Raw genomic sequence first — 19,302 nt, forward strand, 5'->3', positions numbered from 1 at the left:
ATGCTTGCCGAGGTCAATATCGATGAGCGTAACGTTTTGCATGATGATCCCCTTCAGAAAGAAAAACACCCTGTCAGCGTACCGCTCACAGGGTGGGGGTGACCATCTTATTAAGGGGACGCAATGCGTCCCTTTAAAATAACCGTAGTACGAAGGCTATCAGTCGCGGAAATTCTTAAACTGGAACGGCTGTCCCAGATCACCGTTGCGGATCAATGCCATTACGGCCTGCAAATCATCACGCGCTTTGCCGGTAACACGGACTTCGTCGCCCTGAACCTGTGCCTGCACTTTAATTTTACTGTCTTTGATCAGCTTGACGATTTTCTTCGCCAGGGCGGATTCAATGCCGGAATGCAGTTTGGCATCAACGCTGTAGGTTTTACCGCTGTGCTCCATCTGCTCAGGAATTTCCAGCGCCCCGCCTTCAATGCCACGTTTGGCTAACTTCTCACGCAGAATATCGACCAGCTGATTTACCTGAAAATCTGATTCGCTGGCCACTTTGATACTCTCGTTTTTTTCATTGAGATCGAAGCTGGCAGGAATGTTGCGGAAATCCCAGCGGGTTTGCAGTTCACGGCTGGCATTTTCCACGGCATTGCGCACTTCCTGCATGTCGATTTCGGAAACAATGTCAAAAGACGGCATAATCGCTTCTCCCTGTAGTTTTTGTGTTGCACGTTATATGGCGTGCATAATACCGCCTTCAACCCCCGATGCCAAACGACAGCAAAGTACCGGACATAAAATGCTCAGAGGGTCAAAAAGTGCAGGTGAAAATGTGATCTACAGCACAAATGTCTATACTAATAAGATAACCGGACAGCAGAATATTCTTTCAACAAACTATTTCATGGCCCTGTTTCGCCACAATTCCCGGGAGGCACAATGAAAATAACAGTATTGGGTTGCGGTGCGCTGGGACAACTTTGGCTTTCGGCCCTCTATCAGCAAGGCCACGACGTTCAGGGCTGGATCCGCATTGCGCAGCCATTTTGTGCCGTTAACGTTATTTCGCCGGAAGGCATTGCTTTTAATCGCAATATGCCTACTAACGACCCGGAACATCTGGCACAAAGCGAATTACTGCTGGTCACGTTGAAAGCGTGGCAGGTTTCCGGCGCAATAAGCACGCTGATGCCGATGCTTAATGATAATTGCGCGATATTACTGCTGCATAATGGCATGGGCACTGTTGATGAATTACCCCCTAACCGTCTGGCGATTTTGCAGGGCGCAACGACCCATGCGGCGCGTCATGAAGGCAACGCAATTGTCCATGTGGCTGCCGGAGCGACGCACATCGGTCCGGTGACTCCGCGCGGTGCGGCGCTGAGTTCACTGGCGGATACGCTGCATAATGCCTTACCGGACGTGGCCTGGCATGACAACATCAAGCCGTCACTGTGGAATAAGCTGGCGGTGAACTGCGTGATTAATCCGCTGACAGCTTTGTATGATTGCACCAACGGCGACCTGCTGGCGTATGCCGATCAGATTGAGCAAATCAGTCAGGAGGTCGCGCAGGTGATGGCGATTGAAGGCGTCGAAATTCACAGAGAATCTTTGCTCAGCTTCGTCTATCAGGTGATTGAATCCACCTCCGCTAACCATTCGTCGATGCTGCAGGATATCCGTAATCAACGTCATACCGAAATCGATTACATTACCGGCTATGTCCTGCGCCGCGGGCGTAAGTTTGGCCTGATGTTGCCGGTGAATACCCGCCTGTTTGAACAGATTAAGAGAAAGGAAAACGATTATGAGCGCGTCAGTTCTGGTCTGCCTGGCACCTGGTAGCGAAGAAATAGAAGCCGTTACCGCAATTGACTTGCTGGTACGGGCGGGCATTAACGTCACGACAGCCAGTGTCGCAGGCGATGGCAACCTGGAAATCCGCTGCTCGCGCGGCGTGCGTATTCTGGCCGATGTCGCATTGGTAGATGTTGCAGATGATGAGCATGACGTGATCGTTCTGCCCGGTGGCCTCGGTGGCGCAACCTGTTTCAGCGAAAGCCCGCTGCTGGTAGAGAAAGTGCGCCAGATGCATGTCAGCGGTAAAATTGTTGCGGCTATCTGCGCCGCACCGGCGCTGGTGCTGGAGTATCACGATTTATTCCCGGTCGGGAATATGACCGGTTTTCCGGGCTTAAAGGATAAGATTGACCCGAATAAATGGTCCGATCGTCGAGTGATTTTCGATCCGCGCGTTAATCTTCTGACCAGTCAGGGGCCGGGCACGTCAATGGAATTTGTCCTGAAAATTATCGATCTGTTGCTGGGAAAAGCCAAAGCAGCGGAAATTGCCGCGCAACTGGTTCTGGCTCCGGGGATTTATAACTATACTGATGAAGGTGCCCGGGAGTCGTGATCCGATTACCGCCAGTAAAAAGGGGCTCAGCGATGCTGAACCCCTTTTTTACATCCGGAATATCGTTTACGGACGATAGACTTTCACGTTGTTAAAGCCCTGTTCTTTCAGATACAACGCCTGTAAACGGCTCATCACGCCACGGTCGCAATACAATAGATAGGTTTTGTTCTGATCCAGATCGCCAAACTGAGTGGCCAGTTTGTAGAACGCCAGCGGCTTCACTTCAACGTTTTCCAGTGCCAGCGGCTGGGCTTCCACTTCATCCGGTGCCCGGACATCCAGAACGACGTCTGTTGACACGAACTCAGCCACAGTTTCCACTTCCGGTACCACTTCCGCCGCCTGTGTAGCAATTTCGCGAATATCGACATTGCGCGCTTCGCTGACCACTTTATCCAGCACGTCAAAATCGAACATCGCTTCTTCGGCTTCGATTTTTGCTTTCACCGCTTTCACCGTCGGGCTTTTCGAAATCACACCGCAGTATTCCGGCATGGTTTTCGCAAAATCTTCCGTACCGATTTCACGGGCAATCTTGATGATGTGCTCTTTATCGTGAGAAATCAGCGGACGCAAAATAAGCGTGTCAGAAACATTGTCGATTAAACGCAAATTGGTCAGCGTCTGGCTGGAAACCTGCCCCAGCGCTTCACCGGTGACCAGTGCCTGCACGCCATAGCGCTCAGCAATGGAAGACGCCGCACGCACCATCATACGTTTCAGGACAACGCCCATCTGACCGTCTTCAACTTTTTCGAGGATTTCACCGACGACCGGTTCGAAATCAACCGCGATAAAACGCACCCGGTGCGAGCTGCCGAAACGGTTCCACAGATAATGCGCCACCTGTTTCACACCGATTTCATGCGCTGCGCCGCCGAGATTAAAGAAGCAATAATGCACACGACAGCCACGACGCATCAGCATATAACTGGATACACCGGAGTCGAAACCACCAGAAATCAGTGACAGCACATCTTCCTGCGTGCCAATCGGGTAACCGCCCTGACCCTCGAGGCGGCTTTTCACCAGCACCAGCTTATCGTCGTTAATTTCCAGTTTCACCGTGACCTGCGGATCTTTCAGGCTGACCTTCGCTGATTCAATGTGCTGATTCAGGCCACCGCCGACATAGCGTTCAACCTCGGTAGACGTAAAATCATGTTTACCACGACGTTTAACACGCACACAGAAAGTTTTGCCTGCCACTTCATCACGGTAAGCTTCCAGCGCTTGCTCGAAGATGTTGTGGACATCGGTGTAAGGACGGTCTTCAACTTCTTCAACATAACGGATACCTGGAATGCGGCAGAGCAATTCCTGAATCAGGTCGTGTTTGCTTTCGTCTTTGCTGCGAACTTCGATATGATCCCAGTGGCGGACCACCGCCAGCGTCTCATCATGCGGTCGCACGATATTGCGAATGCTGCTCGAGAGGATCTTAATGAAGCGCAAACGCACAGATTGGCTCTTGATGGTGATTTCAGGGAACAATTTAATGATAAACTTCATGGCAGTCTTTTGTTAGCAGGTGAAAAAACGGGGTAGTAAGTCGCTGAATAAGGATCTAGGATCCTATTATTGCTAAGCCAAATGTTCATTTTGTGTCACATTGGGCTTAGCAATAATATCTGCGGCGCAGAGTATATCACTTAAAATGGGTACTCTGTGCACAAAACCCTGCAGCAGATGTCATGCTGGACAGGAATGTCTCTTGAGGCTGAGCGCTGACTCTGCCGCCTCAGTACTTCGATCATCCATTCTGATCAACGATATTAAAAGAGAATTATGCCAAAAAAATCTGCACCACCTGCCAATTTTGAAACGGCTCTGGCCGAACTGGAACAGATCGTTTCCCGCCTCGAATCAGGCGAGTTGCCTTTAGAAGACGCACTCAACGAATTTGAGCAAGGCGTCCAGCTGGCGCGTCAGGGGCAGCAAAAGCTGCAACAGGCAGAACAGCGCGTTCAAATCCTGCTCGACAGCGACAACGACGCTCCGCTGACCCCGTTCACCCCGGAAGCCGAGTAACTGTCATGTCTGAAGCGATCTCCCTTTCCAGCGCTGACGGATTTACGCATGAACTGCGCGCAATGCAACAGCGAGTCGATGAGGTATTAACAGCCTATATCAGCGCACTGCCGCTGGCCGACTTACCGCTGGTTGAAGCCATGCGTTACGGTGCGTTGCTGGGCGGTAAACGTCTGCGTCCGTATCTGGTTTACGCCAGCGGCCAGTTGTTCAGTCTGGATCTGAAAAATCTCGATGCGCCTGCGGCTGCCGTGGAATGCATCCATGCATATTCGCTGATACACGATGATTTACCGGCCATGGACGACGACGATTTGCGCCGTGGTCAGCCGACCTGTCACATTAAATTTGGCGAAGCCAATGCGATTCTGGCGGGCGATGCTCTGCAAACACTGGCATTCTCGATTCTGGCTGACAGTGAAATGCCGGATGTTGCGGTAAAAGATCGTCTGGCGATGATCTCCGAACTGGCCCTCGCCAGCGGATCCAGCGGGATGTGTGGCGGTCAGGCCCTGGATTTAGCCGCTGAAGGTCAGCAGGTTGGCCTCGACGCACTGGAACAAATTCATCGCCATAAAACCGGTGCGCTGATCCGCGCCGCCGTACGCATGGGCGCGCTGGCTGCCGGTGAAACCGGACGTGCTGTTTTACCGATACTGGATAACTACGCGCAGGCTATTGGTTTAGCATTTCAGGTTCAGGACGATATCCTGGACGTGGTTGGCGATACCGCTACGCTCGGCAAACGCCAGGGCGCTGACCAGCAACTCGGAAAAAGTACCTATCCTGCCCTGTTGGGGCTGGACGGCGCAAAGGCTAAGGCCATGGACCTGTATCAGGAAGCCGTTTCCGTACTGGATCAGTTGGCGGCACTTTCTTACAACACAGCGCCACTTCTCGCGTTAGCCAGCTTTATCATTGAACGCGATAATTAAACTTACTATGAGCAACTGATGAGCCTTGAATTAGCCAAATACCCGACACTGGCGCTGGCGGAGAATCCTGAAGATCTCCGTTCACTTCCTAAAGAGAGCTTGCCTAAGCTCTGCGATGAGCTGCGCCAATATTTATTGGCCAGCGTCAGTCAGTCCAGCGGACACTTTGCGTCCGGTCTGGGGACGGTTGAACTGACCGTGGCGATGCATTATGTCTATAACACGCCGTTCGACCACGTTGTCTGGGATGTCGGCCATCAGGCCTATCCGCACAAAATTCTGACCGGTCGTCGTGATCGTATTTCCACCATTCGTCAGAAAGGCGGTCTGCACCCGTTCCCCTGGCGTGGTGAAAGCGAATACGACACCTTATCCGTTGGTCACTCATCGACCTCCATCAGCGCAGGCCTCGGCATGGCGGTGGCTGCTGAACGTGAAGGTAAAGGTCGTCGTACCGTTTGTGTAATTGGCGATGGCGCGATCACCGCAGGTATGGCGTTTGAAGCGATGAACCACGCAGGCGACATCAAACCTGACATGCTGGTTATCCTCAACGACAATGAGATGTCGATTTCCGAAAACGTCGGCGCGCTGAATAATCATCTGGCACAGTTGCTCTCCGGCAAGCTGTATTCGCGTCTGCGTGAAGGCGGCAAGAAAGTCCTGTCTGGCCTGCCACCGATTAAAGAACTGGTGCGCCGTACCGAAGAACATCTGAAAGGCATGATGGTGCCGGGCACGCTGTTTGAAGAGCTGGGCTTTAACTATATCGGGCCGGTCGATGGTCACGACGTGGTGGCGCTGGCGCAAACGCTGAAAAACATGCGTGACCTGAAAGGCCCGCAGCTACTGCATATCATGACGAAAAAAGGCAAAGGCTACGCCCCAGCCGAAAAAGATCCGATCAGCTTCCATGCCGTGCCTAAATTCGATCCGGCTTCCGGCACGTTGCCGAAAAGCAAAGAAGGTCTGCCAACCTATTCGAAGATTTTCGGCGACTGGTTGTGCGAAACCGCGGCCAAAGACAGCAAGCTGATGGCTGTCACGCCAGCGATGCGTGAAGGATCCGGTATGGTGCGTTTCTCGCGTGAATACCCGCAGCAGTATTTCGACGTGGCCATTGCCGAACAGCATGCGGTCACCTTTGCGGCAGGCCTTGCGATTGGCGGATACAAGCCGATTGTGGCGATCTACTCGACGTTTCTGCAACGCGCCTATGATCAGGTGATCCACGATGTGGCGATCCAGAATCTTCCGGTACTGTTTGCTATCGACCGCGGTGGTATCGTCGGAGCGGATGGTCAGACACATCAGGGCGCGTTCGATCTCTCCTTCCTGCGCTGCATCCCAAACATGACCATCATGACGCCGAGCGACGAAAACGAATGTCGTCAGATGCTGCACACCGGTTATCACCATAACAGCGGGCCGGTTGCCGTGCGTTATCCACGTGGTAATGGTACCGGCGCCACCAGTGAACCGCTGGCTTCACTGCCAATCGGTAAAGGCGTCGTGCGTCGTGAAGGCGAGAAAGTTGCGATTCTTAACTTCGGTACATTGTTGCCTGAAGCGCTGGCCGCAGCGGAAAAACGCAACGCGACCGTCGTGGATATGCGCTTTGTGAAACCACTCGATGAAGCACTGATTCAGGAACTGGCGTCAAGCCATGAAGTGCTGGTCACACTGGAAGAAAACGCCATCATGGGGGGGGGCGGGCAGTGGCGTGAATGAACTGCTGATGTCCAGACGTATTCTGGTGCCGGTGCTGAATATCGGTCTGGCGGACAGTTTTGTGCCACAAGGCACGCAGGACGAAATTCGTCACGATTTAGGACTGGATGCCGAAGGCATTGACCGTCAGATAACCGACTGGCTGGCCTGATTCCCCTCCCCTCTTTCTACCTGAAAGAGGGGATTTTCCTCTCCATTTTCCCCTTCAGTCACACGAGCTCCCCCTGCTTTAAGCTACAGTTATAGCGTGCTAATCATTTTCAATGATTTTCTGTTATCACTTCATGATTACCAGGAGATGTCATGCAATACACCACATTAGGAAAAACCGGACTAAAAGTATCGAAACTGTGTCTCGGTTGTATGACTTTTGGCGAACCAGATCGCGGCACTCATGCGTGGACGTTACCGGAAGAGAGCAGTCGCCCGATCATCCAGCAGGCCCTGGATGCCGGCATTAACTTCTTTGACACCGCCAACAGCTATTCCGACGGTAGCAGCGAGGAAATCGTTGGCCGCGCCCTGAAGGATTTCGCCAGACGCGATGAGATTGTCGTGGCGACCAAAGTGTACAACGCCGTCACCGGCTTAAAACCGGGGCTTTCACGGGCTTCGATTATGCAATCCATCGATGACAGCCTGCGCCGTCTCGGCATGGAGTATGTCGACCTGCTGCAAATCCATCGCTGGGATTACGAAACACCCATTGAAGAAACCCTTGAAGCGCTGAATGACGTCGTCAAAGCCGGTAAGGCGCGATTTATCGGCGCGTCATCGATGCATGCGCATCAATTCAAACACGCGCTGGATGTCTCTGCGCAAAACGGCTGGGCGAGTTTTGTGTCGATGCAGGATCAGTACAATCTGATCCAGCGTGAAGAAGAAAACGAGATGTACCCGCTGTGTCTGGAAAAGAACATTGCAGTATTGCCGTGGAGTCCGCTGGCGCGCGGCAAACTGACCCGTCCGTGGGGAGAAACCACTGCACGTTCGGTTTCCGATAATTTTGCTAAAACGCTGTATGACGCCACCGATGAAGCTGATGGTAAAATTGCTGAACGTGTCGGGAAAATAGCGGAAGATCATGGCGTGCCACGCGCACAGATCGCACTGGCGTGGATCCTGAGTAAACACGTCGTGACTGCGCCAATTATCGGTGCTTCGCGCCCCGCTCATCTGGAAGATGCCATTGCCGCGCTGGAGGTGAAACTTTCGATTGAAGAGATCGCCGAGCTGGAAATGGCTTATGTGCCGCATCAGGCGACCGGCTTTCAGTAATATAAACGCGTAAAAAAAGCGTTGTCAGGGAAAACCCGGCAACGCTTTTTTATTACTATCTGAAACGGATCAAAACAGGCCCAGCGGCCAGTGATGTCCGACCAGATAGATAATGGCCGCGCCAAGCACACCGGCGACCACATCATCGATCATGATACCCATTCCGCCCTGCACGTTGCGGTCAAACCAGCGGATCGGCCACGGCTTCCAGATATCCAGCACGCGGAAAACGATAAAGCCAATCAATACCCAGCGCCAGTCGTTGACCGGGATCGCCATCAGGGTGATCCACATGCCAACAAATTCATCCCATACAATACTGCCGTGGTCATGAACCCGCATGTCGCGTGCGGTCTGTCGGCAAAGATAAACCCCGATACAAATACTGAACATGACGATCATGGAATACACCTGCCACGGCAGGTAGGTCATGACAATCCAGAACGGGATCGCAGCGATGGAGCCCGCAGTGCCCGGACCAACAGGGAATAAACCGCTGCCAAAACCGGTCGCCAGTAAATGCCACGGATTACGCAAATCAAGACGCTTTTTAGCCGCAGCCATGTCCTGAACCGGATCACCGGTTTTTCCCTTGTACCCCGCCGGGCGTTTTTTACGGCCAATATTCACAACAATTCCTCTCCGGCAAAGTGGTCAAAACCTTGCCATTCAAGTTCTACCGGTACGCCAGAACGCATAAACTTAATACCTTCTGAAAGCGGCGCAATCTGGCCAACACAGGTAAAGTTGACACCCAGATGGCTCAGTGCCACATCCAGCGCACCGCGGTTAATTTCCGGCACAGTGAAGCAAAGTTCATAATCTTCGCCTCCGGTCAGCGCCCATTTCAGCGCCTGCTCAGGATCGGCAACTTTATTCAATGCAACCGATAATGGGATCGCATCAAGATCGAGCCGCGCGCCACATTCACTGGCAGTCAGTATATGTTTAAGATCCGACATCAACCCGTCAGAAAGATCGATAGCAGATGTTGCTAAATCGCGCAGCGCCTGCCCTTGCAGAACGCGTGGCGAAGGCCGCAGATGGCGTTTGAGCAGAAATTCGCGGTTATCGGTATCAGTCACATTCAGCTGTTCCAGCAGAATAGCGAGCCCCGCAGCACTGTCACCGAGGGTACCGGTGACGAAGATCCAGTCACCAATGCCTGCACCGGAACGGGTTAATGCACGCCCCACAGGCACCAGCCCCTGAATGGTTAACGTCATGCTCAGCGGGCCACGCGTAGTGTCGCCGCCAATCAACTGCATGCCGTAATAATTGAGTTGTTCAAACAGACTGTCGCTGAATGCCTGCAACCAGTCGGTGTTCACTTCCGGCAGCGTCAGGGCCAGCGAAACCCAGGCAGGATCGGCGCCCATCGCGGCCAGATCGCTCAGGTTGACCGCCAGCGCTTTATAGCCCAGGTCGGAAGGTGAAATAGTTTTTAGAAAATGGATACCTTCGACCAGCGTATCGGTACTGACTGCTAATAGCTGCTTCTCGCCAACCGTCAGTAAGGCACAATCATCACCAATGCCTAAATGCACATCCTGCCGGGCAGTTCTGAACCGGTTAAAGTAGCGAGTGATGACATCAAATTCGCCGCATGCCATAGTACATTTCCAAATCGTTAGAATGACTTAAGGCCGGAAATCCGGCCTTAAGAAGGGTGTCACACAAAGGATAAACGCAGTGACATCACCAGATTATCAACAGAGCCAGAAATCAACCGAAAATGACTGTCGCCATTTGTGAACGAGGCTGACCCTTTTTGACGATCACTTTTTACGAATATGTGGGCCTGCTTTATCCAGCACACCATTGACGAACTTATGACTGTCTTCAGCCCCAAAAGTTTTGGCCAGTTCGATAGCTTCGTTGATCGCCACTTTATAAGGAACGTCCTGGCGTTTGCTCAGCTCAAACAGAGCCAGACGCAAAATAGCTCTTTCCACCTGGCCCAGTTCATCCAACTGGCGGGACAGGTATGGCGCCATCAGTGCATCGAGTTTCTCAGCACTGTTTGCTACACCAGCCAGCAGTTCGCGGAAATAGGCAATGTCTACGTCTTTGACATCCTGCTCGGTCAGGAATTCTAATTCAACATCGGCGATGTCATTTTTCGACAACTGCCAGGAGTAAAGCGCCTGAACGGCACATTCACGGGCGCGGCGACGAGCAGCAGGTTTCACGGATTTCCCCTTAACTAGATTCAGGCCTTAATAGCCTTGATAACATTAATCATTTCAAGCGCGGTCAGTGCAGCTTCTGCACCCTTGTTACCGGCTTTTGTCCCTGCGCGTTCGATGGCTTGTTCAATGCTTTCTGTCGTCAGCACACCAAAGGCCACCGGGATTTCGCTGTTCATGGCAACGCTGGACAGGCCAGAGCTGCATTCGCCCGCTACAAATTCAAAGTGGGCAGTGCCCCCGCGGATCACGGTGCCAAGTGCAACAACCGCATCATACTTACCGCTTTCAGCCAGTGCGCGGGTTGCCAGAGGCAATTCGTATGCGCCCGGGACCCAGACTACGGTGATGTTGTCATCGCTGACCTGACCAATACGTTTCAACGCATCAACAGCGCCAGAGAGCAGGCTGTCGTTGATAAAATTGTTAAAACGAGCAATCGCGATCGCTACGCGCGCGTTAGGCGTGGCTACAACACCTTCGATAACGTTCATAGTTTTCCTTAAAGTGGGTTCAGGAGTTTCTCAACCCCAGCCGCAGGGGGGCGGATTCTATCATAAAATTACCCTGTCTGGACATGCGCTTTTAAAGTCATTCCGCAGGGAGGAGTAAAATTCTCAATACACCGGTTTCAGGCGCAAACGTAAGTCAGAGCCGACCTGACGGATATCATTGAAAACAAATTCAGGGGCATCCGCCAAATGCTGCAATCCTGGCAGTTCACACAGTGCGCGGCCATTATCGCCCAATAACTTAGGCGCCATATAAACGATTAATTCATCAACCAGACCGGCTTGTAATAAGGCACCGGCCAGTTGTGCACCGGCTTCCACCCAGATGGAATTTATCTGCCGTTTCGCCAGTTGCATCATCAGCAGAACCAGATCAATACGGTTGTCGCGCCCGGCCACACGCCATTGCTCGACGGATCCCGGCCAGACTTGCGTGTCAGCTTCCAGCCGCGCCAGCCAGACTTCACCGGGTAAATTCACCACCTGATGCTGTGGCGTCACGCGATTCTGACTGTCGAGAATAACCCGCAGCGGTTGACGCAGATTTTCCTCGGGATAAATCGCCTGCACCTCACTGCCCAGTTCGCTCCAGCGTACATTCAGCGAGGGATTGTCCGCGAGAACAGTGGCACTGGTGCTCAGAATCGCCGAGCTTTCAGCGCGAAAACGCTGAACATCAGCACGGGCGGCAGCCGAGGTGATCCACTGGCTTTCGCCCGAGGCCATCGCAGTTCTGCCATCTAAAGACGCGCCCATTTTGAGCTGAACATACGGGAAACCGGTCCGCATTCGTTTCAGGAACCCCAGATTCACGGCTTCAGCCTGCGGATGCATCAGCCCGTGACTGACATCCACGCCGTTTTGTTTGAGGCGGTATAAACCACGCCCCGCGACTTCCGGGTTAGGATCCTGCATCGCGGCGACAACACGGGCAACACCTGCTGCCAGTAATGCATCGGCACACGGCGGAGTGCGACCATGATGACTGCACGGCTCCAGCGTCACGTAGGCTGTCGCCCCTTTCGCTATCTCACCTGCCATGCGTAATGCGTGGACTTCAGCATGCGGTTCACCGGCACGCAAATGATAGCCCTCACCGACGATTTCGCCATTTAATACAATGACACAACCGACGTTGGGATTAGGTGTCGTGGTGAAACGCCCGCGACGCGCCAGCTCGAAAGCCCGCGCCATGTAGTGTTCATCGGTAGGGTTTTCGGCAACTTGTTGGTCAGGCGACATCAGCTTTCCTTAATCCTGAAGACGGGCGATTTCTTCACCAAACTCACGAATATCTTCGAAACTGCGATACACCGATGCAAAGCGGATATAGGCGACTTTATCCAGCCCTTTCAGGGCGTCCATTACCAGATTGCCGATCATTTTGGCCGGAATTTCACGTTCACCGGTCGCACGCAACTGCGACTTAATGTGGCTGATGGCCGTTTCGACGTCATCGGAACTGACCGGGCGTTTTTCCAGTGCTTTCAGAAAGCCACTGCGAAGTTTGTCTTCGTTGAACGGTTCACGAACTTCATTGCTTTTAATGACGCGAGGCATCACCAGTTCCGCCACTTCAAACGTGGTGAAACGTTCATGGCACACCAGACACTGACGGCGACGGCGAACCTGCGATCCATCGCCTACCAGACGGGAATCGATGACTTTAGTATCAACAGCGGCACAAAATGGGCAATGCATAGCACTTCCTGATCGCGAACTCAATTGGACATTAGTTTAACCCGAAGTTTGCCGACAACAAAGGCTGTCGCTACTTTCATCGACATCGGGTTAAACTTAACTATCAATATTGGTGCCCGGACGGAATGTTTCAACGGGCAGATGAAAGGAAGTCTCTGATATGACAAAACACCCACGCCTTTTGCTGGTCTGCGCCGCATTGTTCAGCCTGACGGGTTGCGCGACGCAAAATTCACAAATCCCGGAGCTGAAAACGGAAGTCGGTCAGCTCAATCAAAAACTGCAACGCCTGACGGATCTGGCCATCGCGCTGGAGCAGCAAACCACGCTCAACCGCCAGTCAAATAATGGTGTCTATTTGTTACCTGCAGCCAAAAGTGCCGCCTTGCTGAAAAGTAATATTGGTGAATTAAGTGTGCAGTTGATCCGCGTCGCCCCGGATGCCAGCGGCGTACAGGCCGTGCTGGAAATCAAAAACACTGCGGGCCAGCCATTGCCGCCGTTTACGGCTTCTCTGAGCTGGGGGCAGCTCGACCCGGTCACGGGCAAACCGCTGACTGTTGATATGCAAACCCAGACCATTAGCGTCGAGCCAGATCTCTTGCCAGGCCCGGTGAAAACGGTCGATGTGAAATTTAATCAGGTCACTGTCGAAACTCTGGGATTTGTTCACCTGCATAATATTGTGGCGACACCGCAGGCACAGCCCGTCGTTACCAGGTAAAGACAACGAGTTGCAGATGAAAAAAAACCCCGCATTGCGGGGTTTTTGTTTTCTTTTCCGAACGGGACAACCATCGGCAACTTACGGAAGAATGGAAGGCTGATCAGCGCCCTCTTTTTCCACTTTCTGCTGCAGCATGTGTTCACGCTTCATGCCCAGTTTCAGAGCCAGCGCGGACGCCACGTAGATGGACGAAACCGTACCAATCGACACACCAATCAGCATGGTCAGTGAGAAGCCTTCCAGCAACGCACCGCCAAAGATATAGAGCATCAGTACCACCATCAGCGTGGTCGCTGAAGTCATAATGGTACGGCTTAACGTCTGGGTCAGGGACACGTTCATGATTTCGTAAGAGTTCCCGCGACGAATTTTGCGGAAGTTTTCACGAATACGGTCCGATACCACGATGGAGTCATTCAGCGAGTAGCCGATAACTGACATCAGGGACGCGATGATGGTCAGATCAATTTCGATCCTGAACAGTGACAATACGCCCATGGTGATGATCACGTCGTGCGCCAGTGCGATTACCGCCCCCAGCGCCAGTCGCCATTCAAAACGGAAACCGACGTAAATCAGGATACAGATCAACGCCATCAGCAGGGCCATGCCACCAGCCTGCGCCAGATCACTCCCCACGCTCGGGCCGACAAACTCGACACGTTTCACGGTCGCGTCTTTATCGATATCCGCGTTCACCAGGCTAAGGACTTTATTTCCCAGTTCCTGACCGGCATTACCCGATACAGGTGGAAGACGAACCATCACATCACGGCTGCTACCGAAGTTCTGAACCACAGGATCCTTGAATCCTGCTTTTTCCAGATCGGCACGCATTACGTCCAGGTTAGCGGGCTGGCTAAGGCTGATTTCAATGACGGTACCGCCGGTGAAATCCAGACCCCAGTTGAACCCGCGAACACCCATAATCGCAACGGATGCGATAAACAACAGGCCTGAAATACAGAAGGCCACGTTGTCCCAGCGCATAAAGTCGATGACTTTACGGCCGTAGTTCAGTTGTTCAACAGTATATGGTTGTTGCTGTGCCACAACGCACTCCTCAGATAGACAGCTTTTTAATGCGTTTGCCGCCGTAAACCAGGTTCACGATGGCACGGGTCCCCACGATCGACGTAAACATCGAGGTTGCCACACCGATAGCGGTGGTGATAGCAAAGCCTTTAATCGAACCGGTACCCACTGCATAAAGAATAATTGCCGTGATCAGGGTCGTAATGTTGGCATCAACGATACTTGAGAACGCGCCTTTATAGCCTTCATGAATCGCCTGCTGAACGGAACGTCCGTTCTTCAGCTCTTCTTTGATACGTTCGTTTATCAGTACGTTGGCGTCGACGGCCACCGCCAGCGTCAGGACGATACCGGCAATACCCGGCATGGTCAGCGTCGCACCAGGCAGCAGAGACATGATCCCGACAATCAGGATCAGGTTAGCAACCAGCGCTGTCGTAGCGATAATGCCGAACTTACGGTACCAAACCACCATGAACAGAATGGATGCCACCAGACCCCACAAGCACGCTTCCAGACCCTGAGTGATGTTTTGCATCCCTAAGGTCGGGCCGATAGTACGCTCTTCAACTATCTGAATTGGCGCGATCAACGCACCGGCACGCAACAGAAGGGACAACTGGCGGGCTTCATTCGGATCGTTCACCCCGGTGATACGGAAGCTGTTACCCAGGCGTGACTGAATGGTCGCCACGTTGATAACTTCTTCCTGCTTCGCCAGAATCGCACGGCCATTGGCATCTTTCTTACCGCTGTCTTTGTACTCCACGAACAAGGTTGCCATCGGTTTACCGATGTTATCCTTAGTGAAGTTAGACATGGCGTTACCACCAGCGCTGTCGAGAGAGATGTTAACCTGCGGCTGATTGTACTCATCCATGCTGGATGTGGAATCAGTGATGTGGTCACCGGTCAGGATCACGCGTTTGTACAGAACAACCGGACGGCCATCACGCATGTTTTTCACTTCGCTGTCGCCCGGCACACGACCGGTTGAAGCAGCAGAAGCATCTACATTGGTGTTAACCAGACGGAATTCCAGTGTCGCGGTCGCGCCCAAAATTTCTTTAGCGCGCGCAGTATCCTGAATACCCGGTAACTCAACCACGATACGGTCAGCACCCTGGCGCTGTACCAGCGGCTCGGCCACACCCAGTTGGTTTACACGGTTACGCAGGATGGTGATGTTTTGCTGAACGGCATACTCGCGGGCTTCACTCAGGCGAGCATCAGTCATCACTACACGGATAGCATTGTCGCCACTGTTAGTGATCACTAAATCGCGGTGACGTGGGCTCAGGTAGCTGACCGCAGAATCACGGGTAGCAGCATCGCGGAAACGCACTTCAACGCCATAGTTGTCGAGCTTACGCACCGTGGCATAAGGAATATTCTTGTCGCGCAGGTCGCTGCGCATATTGTCCATCGTCTGCTCTTGCAGCTTACTCAGCGCGGTATCCATATCCACTTCCATCAGGAAGTGAACACCCCCACGCAAGTCGAGGCCCAGCTTCATCGGCTCAGCGCCCAGCATGCTCAACCAGCGCGGCGTTGCCGGCGCGAGGTTCAGTGCAATAACAAACTTGTCGCCCAACGCTTCAGTCAGCGCTTCACGTGCACGAAGCTGTACATCCGTGTCGTTAAAACGGGCAAGAATAGCGCCATTCTCCAGAGCAACTGATTTGATCTGGATTTTGCTTTGATCTAATACGTTACGGACTTGGTCCAGCGTTGCTTCACTGGCGTCGGAACCCCGAGCACCAGTGATTTGAACAGCCGGATCCTCACCATAAAGGTTGGGAAGTGCATAAAGCAGCCCGACGATGACCACAACGATCAGCATCAGATACTTCCACGCAGGATAACGGTTTAACACGGCAGTTCCCTTCGGGAAAATCGAAAATTAGATAGACTTCATCGTGCCTTTTGGCAGAACTGCTGCCACGAAGTCACGTTTGATCATCACTTCGTTAGTGTCGTTCAGTGCGATAACCACATAACCGGTTTCGGCTACTTTGGTTACGCGACCAATCAGGCCACCCGTGGTCATGACTTCGTCACCTTTACCGATAGAGTCCATCAGTTTTTTGTGTTCTTTAGAACGTTTCTGCTGCGGGCGCAGGATCATGAAATAGAAAATCAGACCAAAAACCACCAGCATGATAACCAGAGAGTAAGGACTTCCCTGTGACGGTGCGCCGGTCGCTGCGACTGCATCGGAAATGAAAAGACTCATTTAAATTCCCTCATTGTTGTTGTGAAGCAAATTGATGTAAAACAAACCGAGAATCCGACCCGGAGTCTGCGATGAAACGTCTCGCACAATACCCCATAATGCCGGTCCAAGAAATTATAAAATCGGCACCCTCTTTCGAAGATGCCGACACGAGAAAGAAATCAGAAGTTTAAAGGCGGAACAGGCTTGCCTTTACGCTCGTAGAAGTCTGTCACAAACGCTTCTAATTTACCCTCTTCGATAGCCTGGCGTAAACCGGCCATCAGACGCTGGTAATAGCGCAGATTATGGATCGTGTTTAGCCGCGCACCGAGAATTTCGTTGCAACGGTCAAGATGATGCAAGTAGGCACGGCTATAATTGCGACATGTGTAACAATCACAATGTTCATCCAGCGTCGACGTATCATCTTTATGCTTGGCATTACGGATTTTTACGATGCCGTCAGTGACAAACAGGTGACCGTTACGCGCGTTACGCGTTGGCATCACGCAGTCAAACATATCGATACCGCGACGCACGCCTTCAACCAGATCTTCCGGTTTACCGACACCCATCAGATAGCGAGGTTTGTCTTCCGGAATTTGCGGACAAACGTGCTCCAGAATACGGTGCATGTCTTCCTTCGGCTCGCCCACTGCCAGGCCGCCCACAGCGTAACCATCAAAGCCGATATCTACCAGCCCTTTTAATGATACATCTCGTAAATCTTCGTAAACGCTGCCCTGAATAATCCCGAACAAAGCATTCTTATTATTCAACTCGTTGAAGCGATCGCGACTGCGTTTTGCCCAACGCAAAGACATCTCCATCGAGCGTTTTGCATAATCCCAGTCAGCAGGATATGGCGTACATTCATCGAAGATCATTACGATGTCGGAACCCAGATCGTTTTGGATTTCCATGGATTTTTCCGGACTGAGGAACACCGGGTCACCGTTGATCGGGTTACGGAAATGCACACCCTCTTCTTTGATTTTACGCATCGCGCCCAGGCTGAACACCTGGAAGCCACCTGAATCGGTGAGGATCGGGCCATGCCAGTTCATAAAATCATGCAGATCGCCATGCAGTTTCATGATTTCCTGCCCCGGACGCAGCCACAGGTGGAAAGTGTTGCCCAGCAAAATCTGTGCACCGGTGTCTTTGACTTCTTCCGGGGTCATGCCTTTTACGGTGCCGTAAGTGCCCACTGGCATAAATGCCGGGGTTTCGACCACGCCACGTTCAAAGATCAGACGCCCGCGACGTGCGCGGCCATCGGTCGTGCTTAATTCGTACTTCACATTGCCTCCAGCATCAGAGAAACAGTCTGATGAGGTTAAATCCGTGGCATGACGCCCGGAAGAGAAAGCCCGGATGCACCGGGTGCGACCAGGCCGGTAATTATTAACTCAAGGTTACTGGCCGACCACTTCCTGCGGCGCCAGCGGGTTACGGTTGATGAACATCGCATCACCATAACTGAAGAAACGGTACTGCTCAGCCACCGCCTGATGGTAAGCATTCATGGTATTTTTATACCCGGCAAACGCCGACACCAGCATGATCAGCGTCGATTCCGGCAGATGGAAATTCGTGATCAGGGAATCAATTACCTGATAGTGATAGCCCGGATAAATGAAAATCTTGGTATCGCCGAAGAATGGCGCAATCAGTGCATCTTCACTGGCCTTCGCTGCACTTTCCAGCGAACGCACAGAGGTTGTTCCCACGGCCACCACGTTATTGCCACGCGCTTTGCAGGCCAGCACCGCATCCACAACGTCCTGAGGCACTTCGGCATACTCAGCGTGCATGATGTGGTCTTCAATGGTGTCCACACGAACCGGCTGGAAGGTGCCTGCCCCCACATGCAGCGTCACAAAAGCGAACTCCACGCCTTTGGCTTTCAGCGCATCCATCAGCGGCTCATCGAAATGCAAGCCAGCGGTGGGCGCAGCTACCGCACCCGGGCGTTCGCTGTAGACGGTCTGATACAGTTCACGGTCGGCATCTTCATCAGGACGGTCGATATACGGCGGCAGCGGCATATGGCCGATTTCGTTGAGCAGAGTAAAGACATCACGATCTTCATTAAATTCCAGCTCAAACAGCGTATCGTGGCGCGCCACCATCGTCGCTTTAATATCTTCTTTATCACCGAGCAGCAGTTCTGCGCCCGGTTTTGGCGATTTGGACGCACGCACATGGGCCAGAACGCGGTGTGAATCCAGCACGCGCTCAACCAGCACTTCAATTTTACCGCCGCTGACCTTGCGGCCAAACACACGAGCCGGGATCACGCGGGTATTGTTAAATACCAGCAAATCGCCGGGATGAATTTTATCGAGAATATCAGTGAACACGCCGTGCGTTAACTCACCGCTTGGCCCGTCCAGAGACAACAAACGACAGCCGCTGCGCTGGGTCTGCGGATAGCGGGCAATCAGGGATTCAGGGAGTTCAAAAGAAAAATCGGCAACACGCATGGTTTTTCACTTCACTTAACGACAAAAACAGGCGGCTTAGTCTAGTGGGACGGGGCATCCCCTGCAAGCTTCTGCGCGA

General features: G+C 52.6%; 19 protein-coding genes and 1 pseudogene. 7 read left to right on the forward strand and 13 right to left on the reverse strand.

Annotated features, from left to right (window positions below; all coding sequences use genetic code 11):
* Positions 1 to 159: 159 nt before the first annotated feature.
* The gene (locus UC14_RS17885) at positions 160 to 651 is read right to left on the reverse strand and encodes a YajQ family cyclic di-GMP-binding protein (RefSeq protein ID WP_013576652.1); all 492 of its coding nucleotides are present in this window, start codon (positions 649 to 651) and stop codon (positions 160 to 162) included.
* 240 nt (positions 652 to 891) lie between these two features.
* Between UC14_RS17885 and panE the strand changes: the two genes are divergently transcribed.
* Entirely contained in the window at positions 892 to 1,803 is a 912-nt protein-coding gene (gene panE, locus UC14_RS17890; protein WP_112151721.1) for a 2-dehydropantoate 2-reductase, read from the forward strand.
* Positions 1,766 to 2,374, forward strand: a complete 609-nt coding sequence (yajL, locus tag UC14_RS17895; RefSeq protein WP_112198135.1) for a protein deglycase YajL — start codon at positions 1,766 to 1,768, stop codon at positions 2,372 to 2,374. Before panE ends, yajL begins: the two co-directional genes overlap by 38 nt.
* Before the next feature lie 66 nt (positions 2,375 to 2,440).
* On the opposite strand, the gene thiI is transcribed toward yajL, so the two are convergent.
* Positions 2,441 to 3,889, reverse strand: coding sequence for a tRNA uracil 4-sulfurtransferase ThiI (thiI, locus tag UC14_RS17900; RefSeq protein WP_013576656.1), 1,449 nt, complete (start codon positions 3,887 to 3,889; stop codon positions 2,441 to 2,443).
* Positions 3,890 to 4,165: 276 nt separating this feature from the next.
* On the opposite strand from thiI, the gene xseB reads away from it, so the two are divergent.
* From xseB to UC14_RS17920, 4 genes and pseudogenes are all read left to right on the forward strand, one after another.
* Entirely contained in the window at positions 4,166 to 4,408 is a 243-nt protein-coding gene (xseB, locus tag UC14_RS17905) for an exodeoxyribonuclease VII small subunit (protein WP_013576657.1), read from the forward strand.
* A gap of 5 nt (positions 4,409 to 4,413) precedes the next feature.
* Positions 4,414 to 5,343, forward strand: a complete 930-nt coding sequence (gene ispA / locus UC14_RS17910) for a (2E,6E)-farnesyl diphosphate synthase (RefSeq protein WP_112198136.1) — start codon at positions 4,414 to 4,416, stop codon at positions 5,341 to 5,343.
* Positions 5,344 to 5,361: 18 nt separating this feature from the next.
* A pseudogene (gene dxs, locus UC14_RS17915) lies at positions 5,362 to 7,225 on the forward strand (1-deoxy-D-xylulose-5-phosphate synthase).
* Between the two features lie 152 nt (positions 7,226 to 7,377).
* Positions 7,378 to 8,352, forward strand: coding sequence for an aldo/keto reductase (locus UC14_RS17920; RefSeq protein WP_112198137.1), 975 nt, complete (start codon positions 7,378 to 7,380; stop codon positions 8,350 to 8,352).
* A 69-nt stretch (positions 8,353 to 8,421) separates the two neighbouring features.
* On the opposite strand, the gene pgpA is transcribed toward UC14_RS17920, so the two are convergent.
* The 6 genes from pgpA to nrdR form a co-directional block, all read right to left on the reverse strand.
* The gene (gene pgpA / locus UC14_RS17925; RefSeq protein ID WP_015690311.1) at positions 8,422 to 8,916 is read right to left on the reverse strand and encodes a phosphatidylglycerophosphatase A; all 495 of its coding nucleotides are present in this window, start codon (positions 8,914 to 8,916) and stop codon (positions 8,422 to 8,424) included.
* A gap of 62 nt (positions 8,917 to 8,978) precedes the next feature.
* Positions 8,979 to 9,965: a thiamine-phosphate kinase gene (thiL, locus tag UC14_RS17930; RefSeq protein WP_013576662.1), complete on the reverse strand. Its 987-nt coding sequence runs from the start codon at positions 9,963 to 9,965 to the stop codon at positions 8,979 to 8,981.
* A gap of 165 nt (positions 9,966 to 10,130) precedes the next feature.
* Positions 10,131 to 10,544 (reverse strand): transcription antitermination factor NusB, encoded by a 414-nt coding sequence (gene nusB, locus UC14_RS17935; protein ID WP_013576663.1) that lies wholly within the window; start codon positions 10,542 to 10,544, stop codon positions 10,131 to 10,133.
* A gap of 20 nt (positions 10,545 to 10,564) precedes the next feature.
* Positions 10,565 to 11,035, reverse strand: coding sequence for a 6,7-dimethyl-8-ribityllumazine synthase (gene ribE, locus UC14_RS17940; protein WP_013576664.1), 471 nt, complete (start codon positions 11,033 to 11,035; stop codon positions 10,565 to 10,567).
* A 123-nt stretch (positions 11,036 to 11,158) separates the two neighbouring features.
* The gene (gene ribD, locus UC14_RS17945; protein ID WP_112198138.1) at positions 11,159 to 12,295 is read right to left on the reverse strand and encodes a bifunctional diaminohydroxyphosphoribosylaminopyrimidine deaminase/5-amino-6-(5-phosphoribosylamino)uracil reductase RibD; all 1,137 of its coding nucleotides are present in this window, start codon (positions 12,293 to 12,295) and stop codon (positions 11,159 to 11,161) included.
* A 9-nt stretch (positions 12,296 to 12,304) separates the two neighbouring features.
* Positions 12,305 to 12,754 carry a transcriptional regulator NrdR gene (gene nrdR / locus UC14_RS17950; RefSeq protein WP_013576666.1) on the reverse strand — a complete coding sequence of 150 codons (450 nt, stop codon included), beginning with the start codon at positions 12,752 to 12,754 and terminating at the stop codon, positions 12,305 to 12,307.
* Positions 12,755 to 12,914: 160 nt separating this feature from the next.
* On the opposite strand from nrdR, the gene UC14_RS17955 reads away from it, so the two are divergent.
* Complete coding sequence (locus UC14_RS17955) at positions 12,915 to 13,478, forward strand: DUF3251 domain-containing protein (RefSeq protein WP_112198139.1); 564 nt, start codon at positions 12,915 to 12,917, stop codon at positions 13,476 to 13,478.
* An 81-nt stretch (positions 13,479 to 13,559) separates the two neighbouring features.
* On the opposite strand, the gene secF is transcribed toward UC14_RS17955, so the two are convergent.
* From secF to queA, 5 genes are all read right to left on the reverse strand, one after another.
* Positions 13,560 to 14,471 (reverse strand): protein translocase subunit SecF, encoded by a 912-nt coding sequence (gene secF, locus UC14_RS17960; protein ID WP_049804364.1) that lies wholly within the window; start codon positions 14,469 to 14,471, stop codon positions 13,560 to 13,562.
* 73 nt (positions 14,472 to 14,544) lie between these two features.
* Entirely contained in the window at positions 14,545 to 16,392 is a 1,848-nt protein-coding gene (secD, locus tag UC14_RS17965; RefSeq protein ID WP_015690312.1) for a protein translocase subunit SecD, read from the reverse strand.
* Between the two features lie 27 nt (positions 16,393 to 16,419).
* A complete protein-coding gene (gene yajC, locus UC14_RS17970; RefSeq protein WP_013576670.1) occupies positions 16,420 to 16,752 on the reverse strand; it encodes a preprotein translocase subunit YajC in 333 nt (110 codons plus the stop codon).
* A gap of 161 nt (positions 16,753 to 16,913) precedes the next feature.
* A complete protein-coding gene (gene tgt, locus UC14_RS17975) occupies positions 16,914 to 18,038 on the reverse strand; it encodes a tRNA guanosine(34) transglycosylase Tgt (protein WP_013576671.1) in 1,125 nt (374 codons plus the stop codon).
* Positions 18,039 to 18,152: 114 nt separating this feature from the next.
* Entirely contained in the window at positions 18,153 to 19,223 is a 1,071-nt protein-coding gene (queA, locus tag UC14_RS17980) for a tRNA preQ1(34) S-adenosylmethionine ribosyltransferase-isomerase QueA (RefSeq protein ID WP_112198140.1), read from the reverse strand.
* Positions 19,224 to 19,302 lie beyond the last annotated feature (79 nt).

This window comes from Rahnella sp. NRRL B-41462, from assembly GCF_003263525.1.
Taxonomy (GTDB): domain Bacteria; phylum Pseudomonadota; class Gammaproteobacteria; order Enterobacterales; family Enterobacteriaceae; genus Rahnella; species Rahnella aceris.

Coding starts and splice junctions, on each gene's coding strand:
- UC14_RS17885 (WP_013576652.1), bottom strand. CDS start 651: ATGCCGTCTTTTGACATTGTTTCCGAAATCGACATGCAGGAAGTGCGC.
- panE (WP_112151721.1), top strand. CDS start 892: ATGAAAATAACAGTATTGGGTTGCGGTGCGCTGGGACAACTTTGGCTT.
- yajL (WP_112198135.1), top strand. CDS start 1,766: ATGAGCGCGTCAGTTCTGGTCTGCCTGGCACCTGGTAGCGAAGAAATA.
- thiI (WP_013576656.1), bottom strand. CDS start 3,889: ATGAAGTTTATCATTAAATTGTTCCCTGAAATCACCATCAAGAGCCAA.
- xseB (WP_013576657.1), top strand. CDS start 4,166: ATGCCAAAAAAATCTGCACCACCTGCCAATTTTGAAACGGCTCTGGCC.
- ispA (WP_112198136.1), top strand. CDS start 4,414: ATGTCTGAAGCGATCTCCCTTTCCAGCGCTGACGGATTTACGCATGAA.
- UC14_RS17920 (WP_112198137.1), top strand. CDS start 7,378: ATGCAATACACCACATTAGGAAAAACCGGACTAAAAGTATCGAAACTG.
- pgpA (WP_015690311.1), bottom strand. CDS start 8,916: ATGGCTGCGGCTAAAAAGCGTCTTGATTTGCGTAATCCGTGGCATTTA.
- thiL (WP_013576662.1), bottom strand. CDS start 9,965: ATGGCATGCGGCGAATTTGATGTCATCACTCGCTACTTTAACCGGTTC.
- ribE (WP_013576664.1), bottom strand. CDS start 11,035: ATGAACGTTATCGAAGGTGTTGTAGCCACGCCTAACGCGCGCGTAGCG.
- ribD (WP_112198138.1), bottom strand. CDS start 12,295: ATGTCGCCTGACCAACAAGTTGCCGAAAACCCTACCGATGAACACTAC.
- nrdR (WP_013576666.1), bottom strand. CDS start 12,754: ATGCATTGCCCATTTTGTGCCGCTGTTGATACTAAAGTCATCGATTCC.
- UC14_RS17955 (WP_112198139.1), top strand. CDS start 12,915: ATGACAAAACACCCACGCCTTTTGCTGGTCTGCGCCGCATTGTTCAGC.
- secF (WP_049804364.1), bottom strand. CDS start 14,471: ATGCGCTGGGACAACGTGGCCTTCTGTATTTCAGGCCTGTTGTTTATC.
- yajC (WP_013576670.1), bottom strand. CDS start 16,752: ATGAGTCTTTTCATTTCCGATGCAGTCGCAGCGACCGGCGCACCGTCA.
- queA (WP_112198140.1), bottom strand. CDS start 19,223: ATGCGTGTTGCCGATTTTTCTTTTGAACTCCCTGAATCCCTGATTGCC.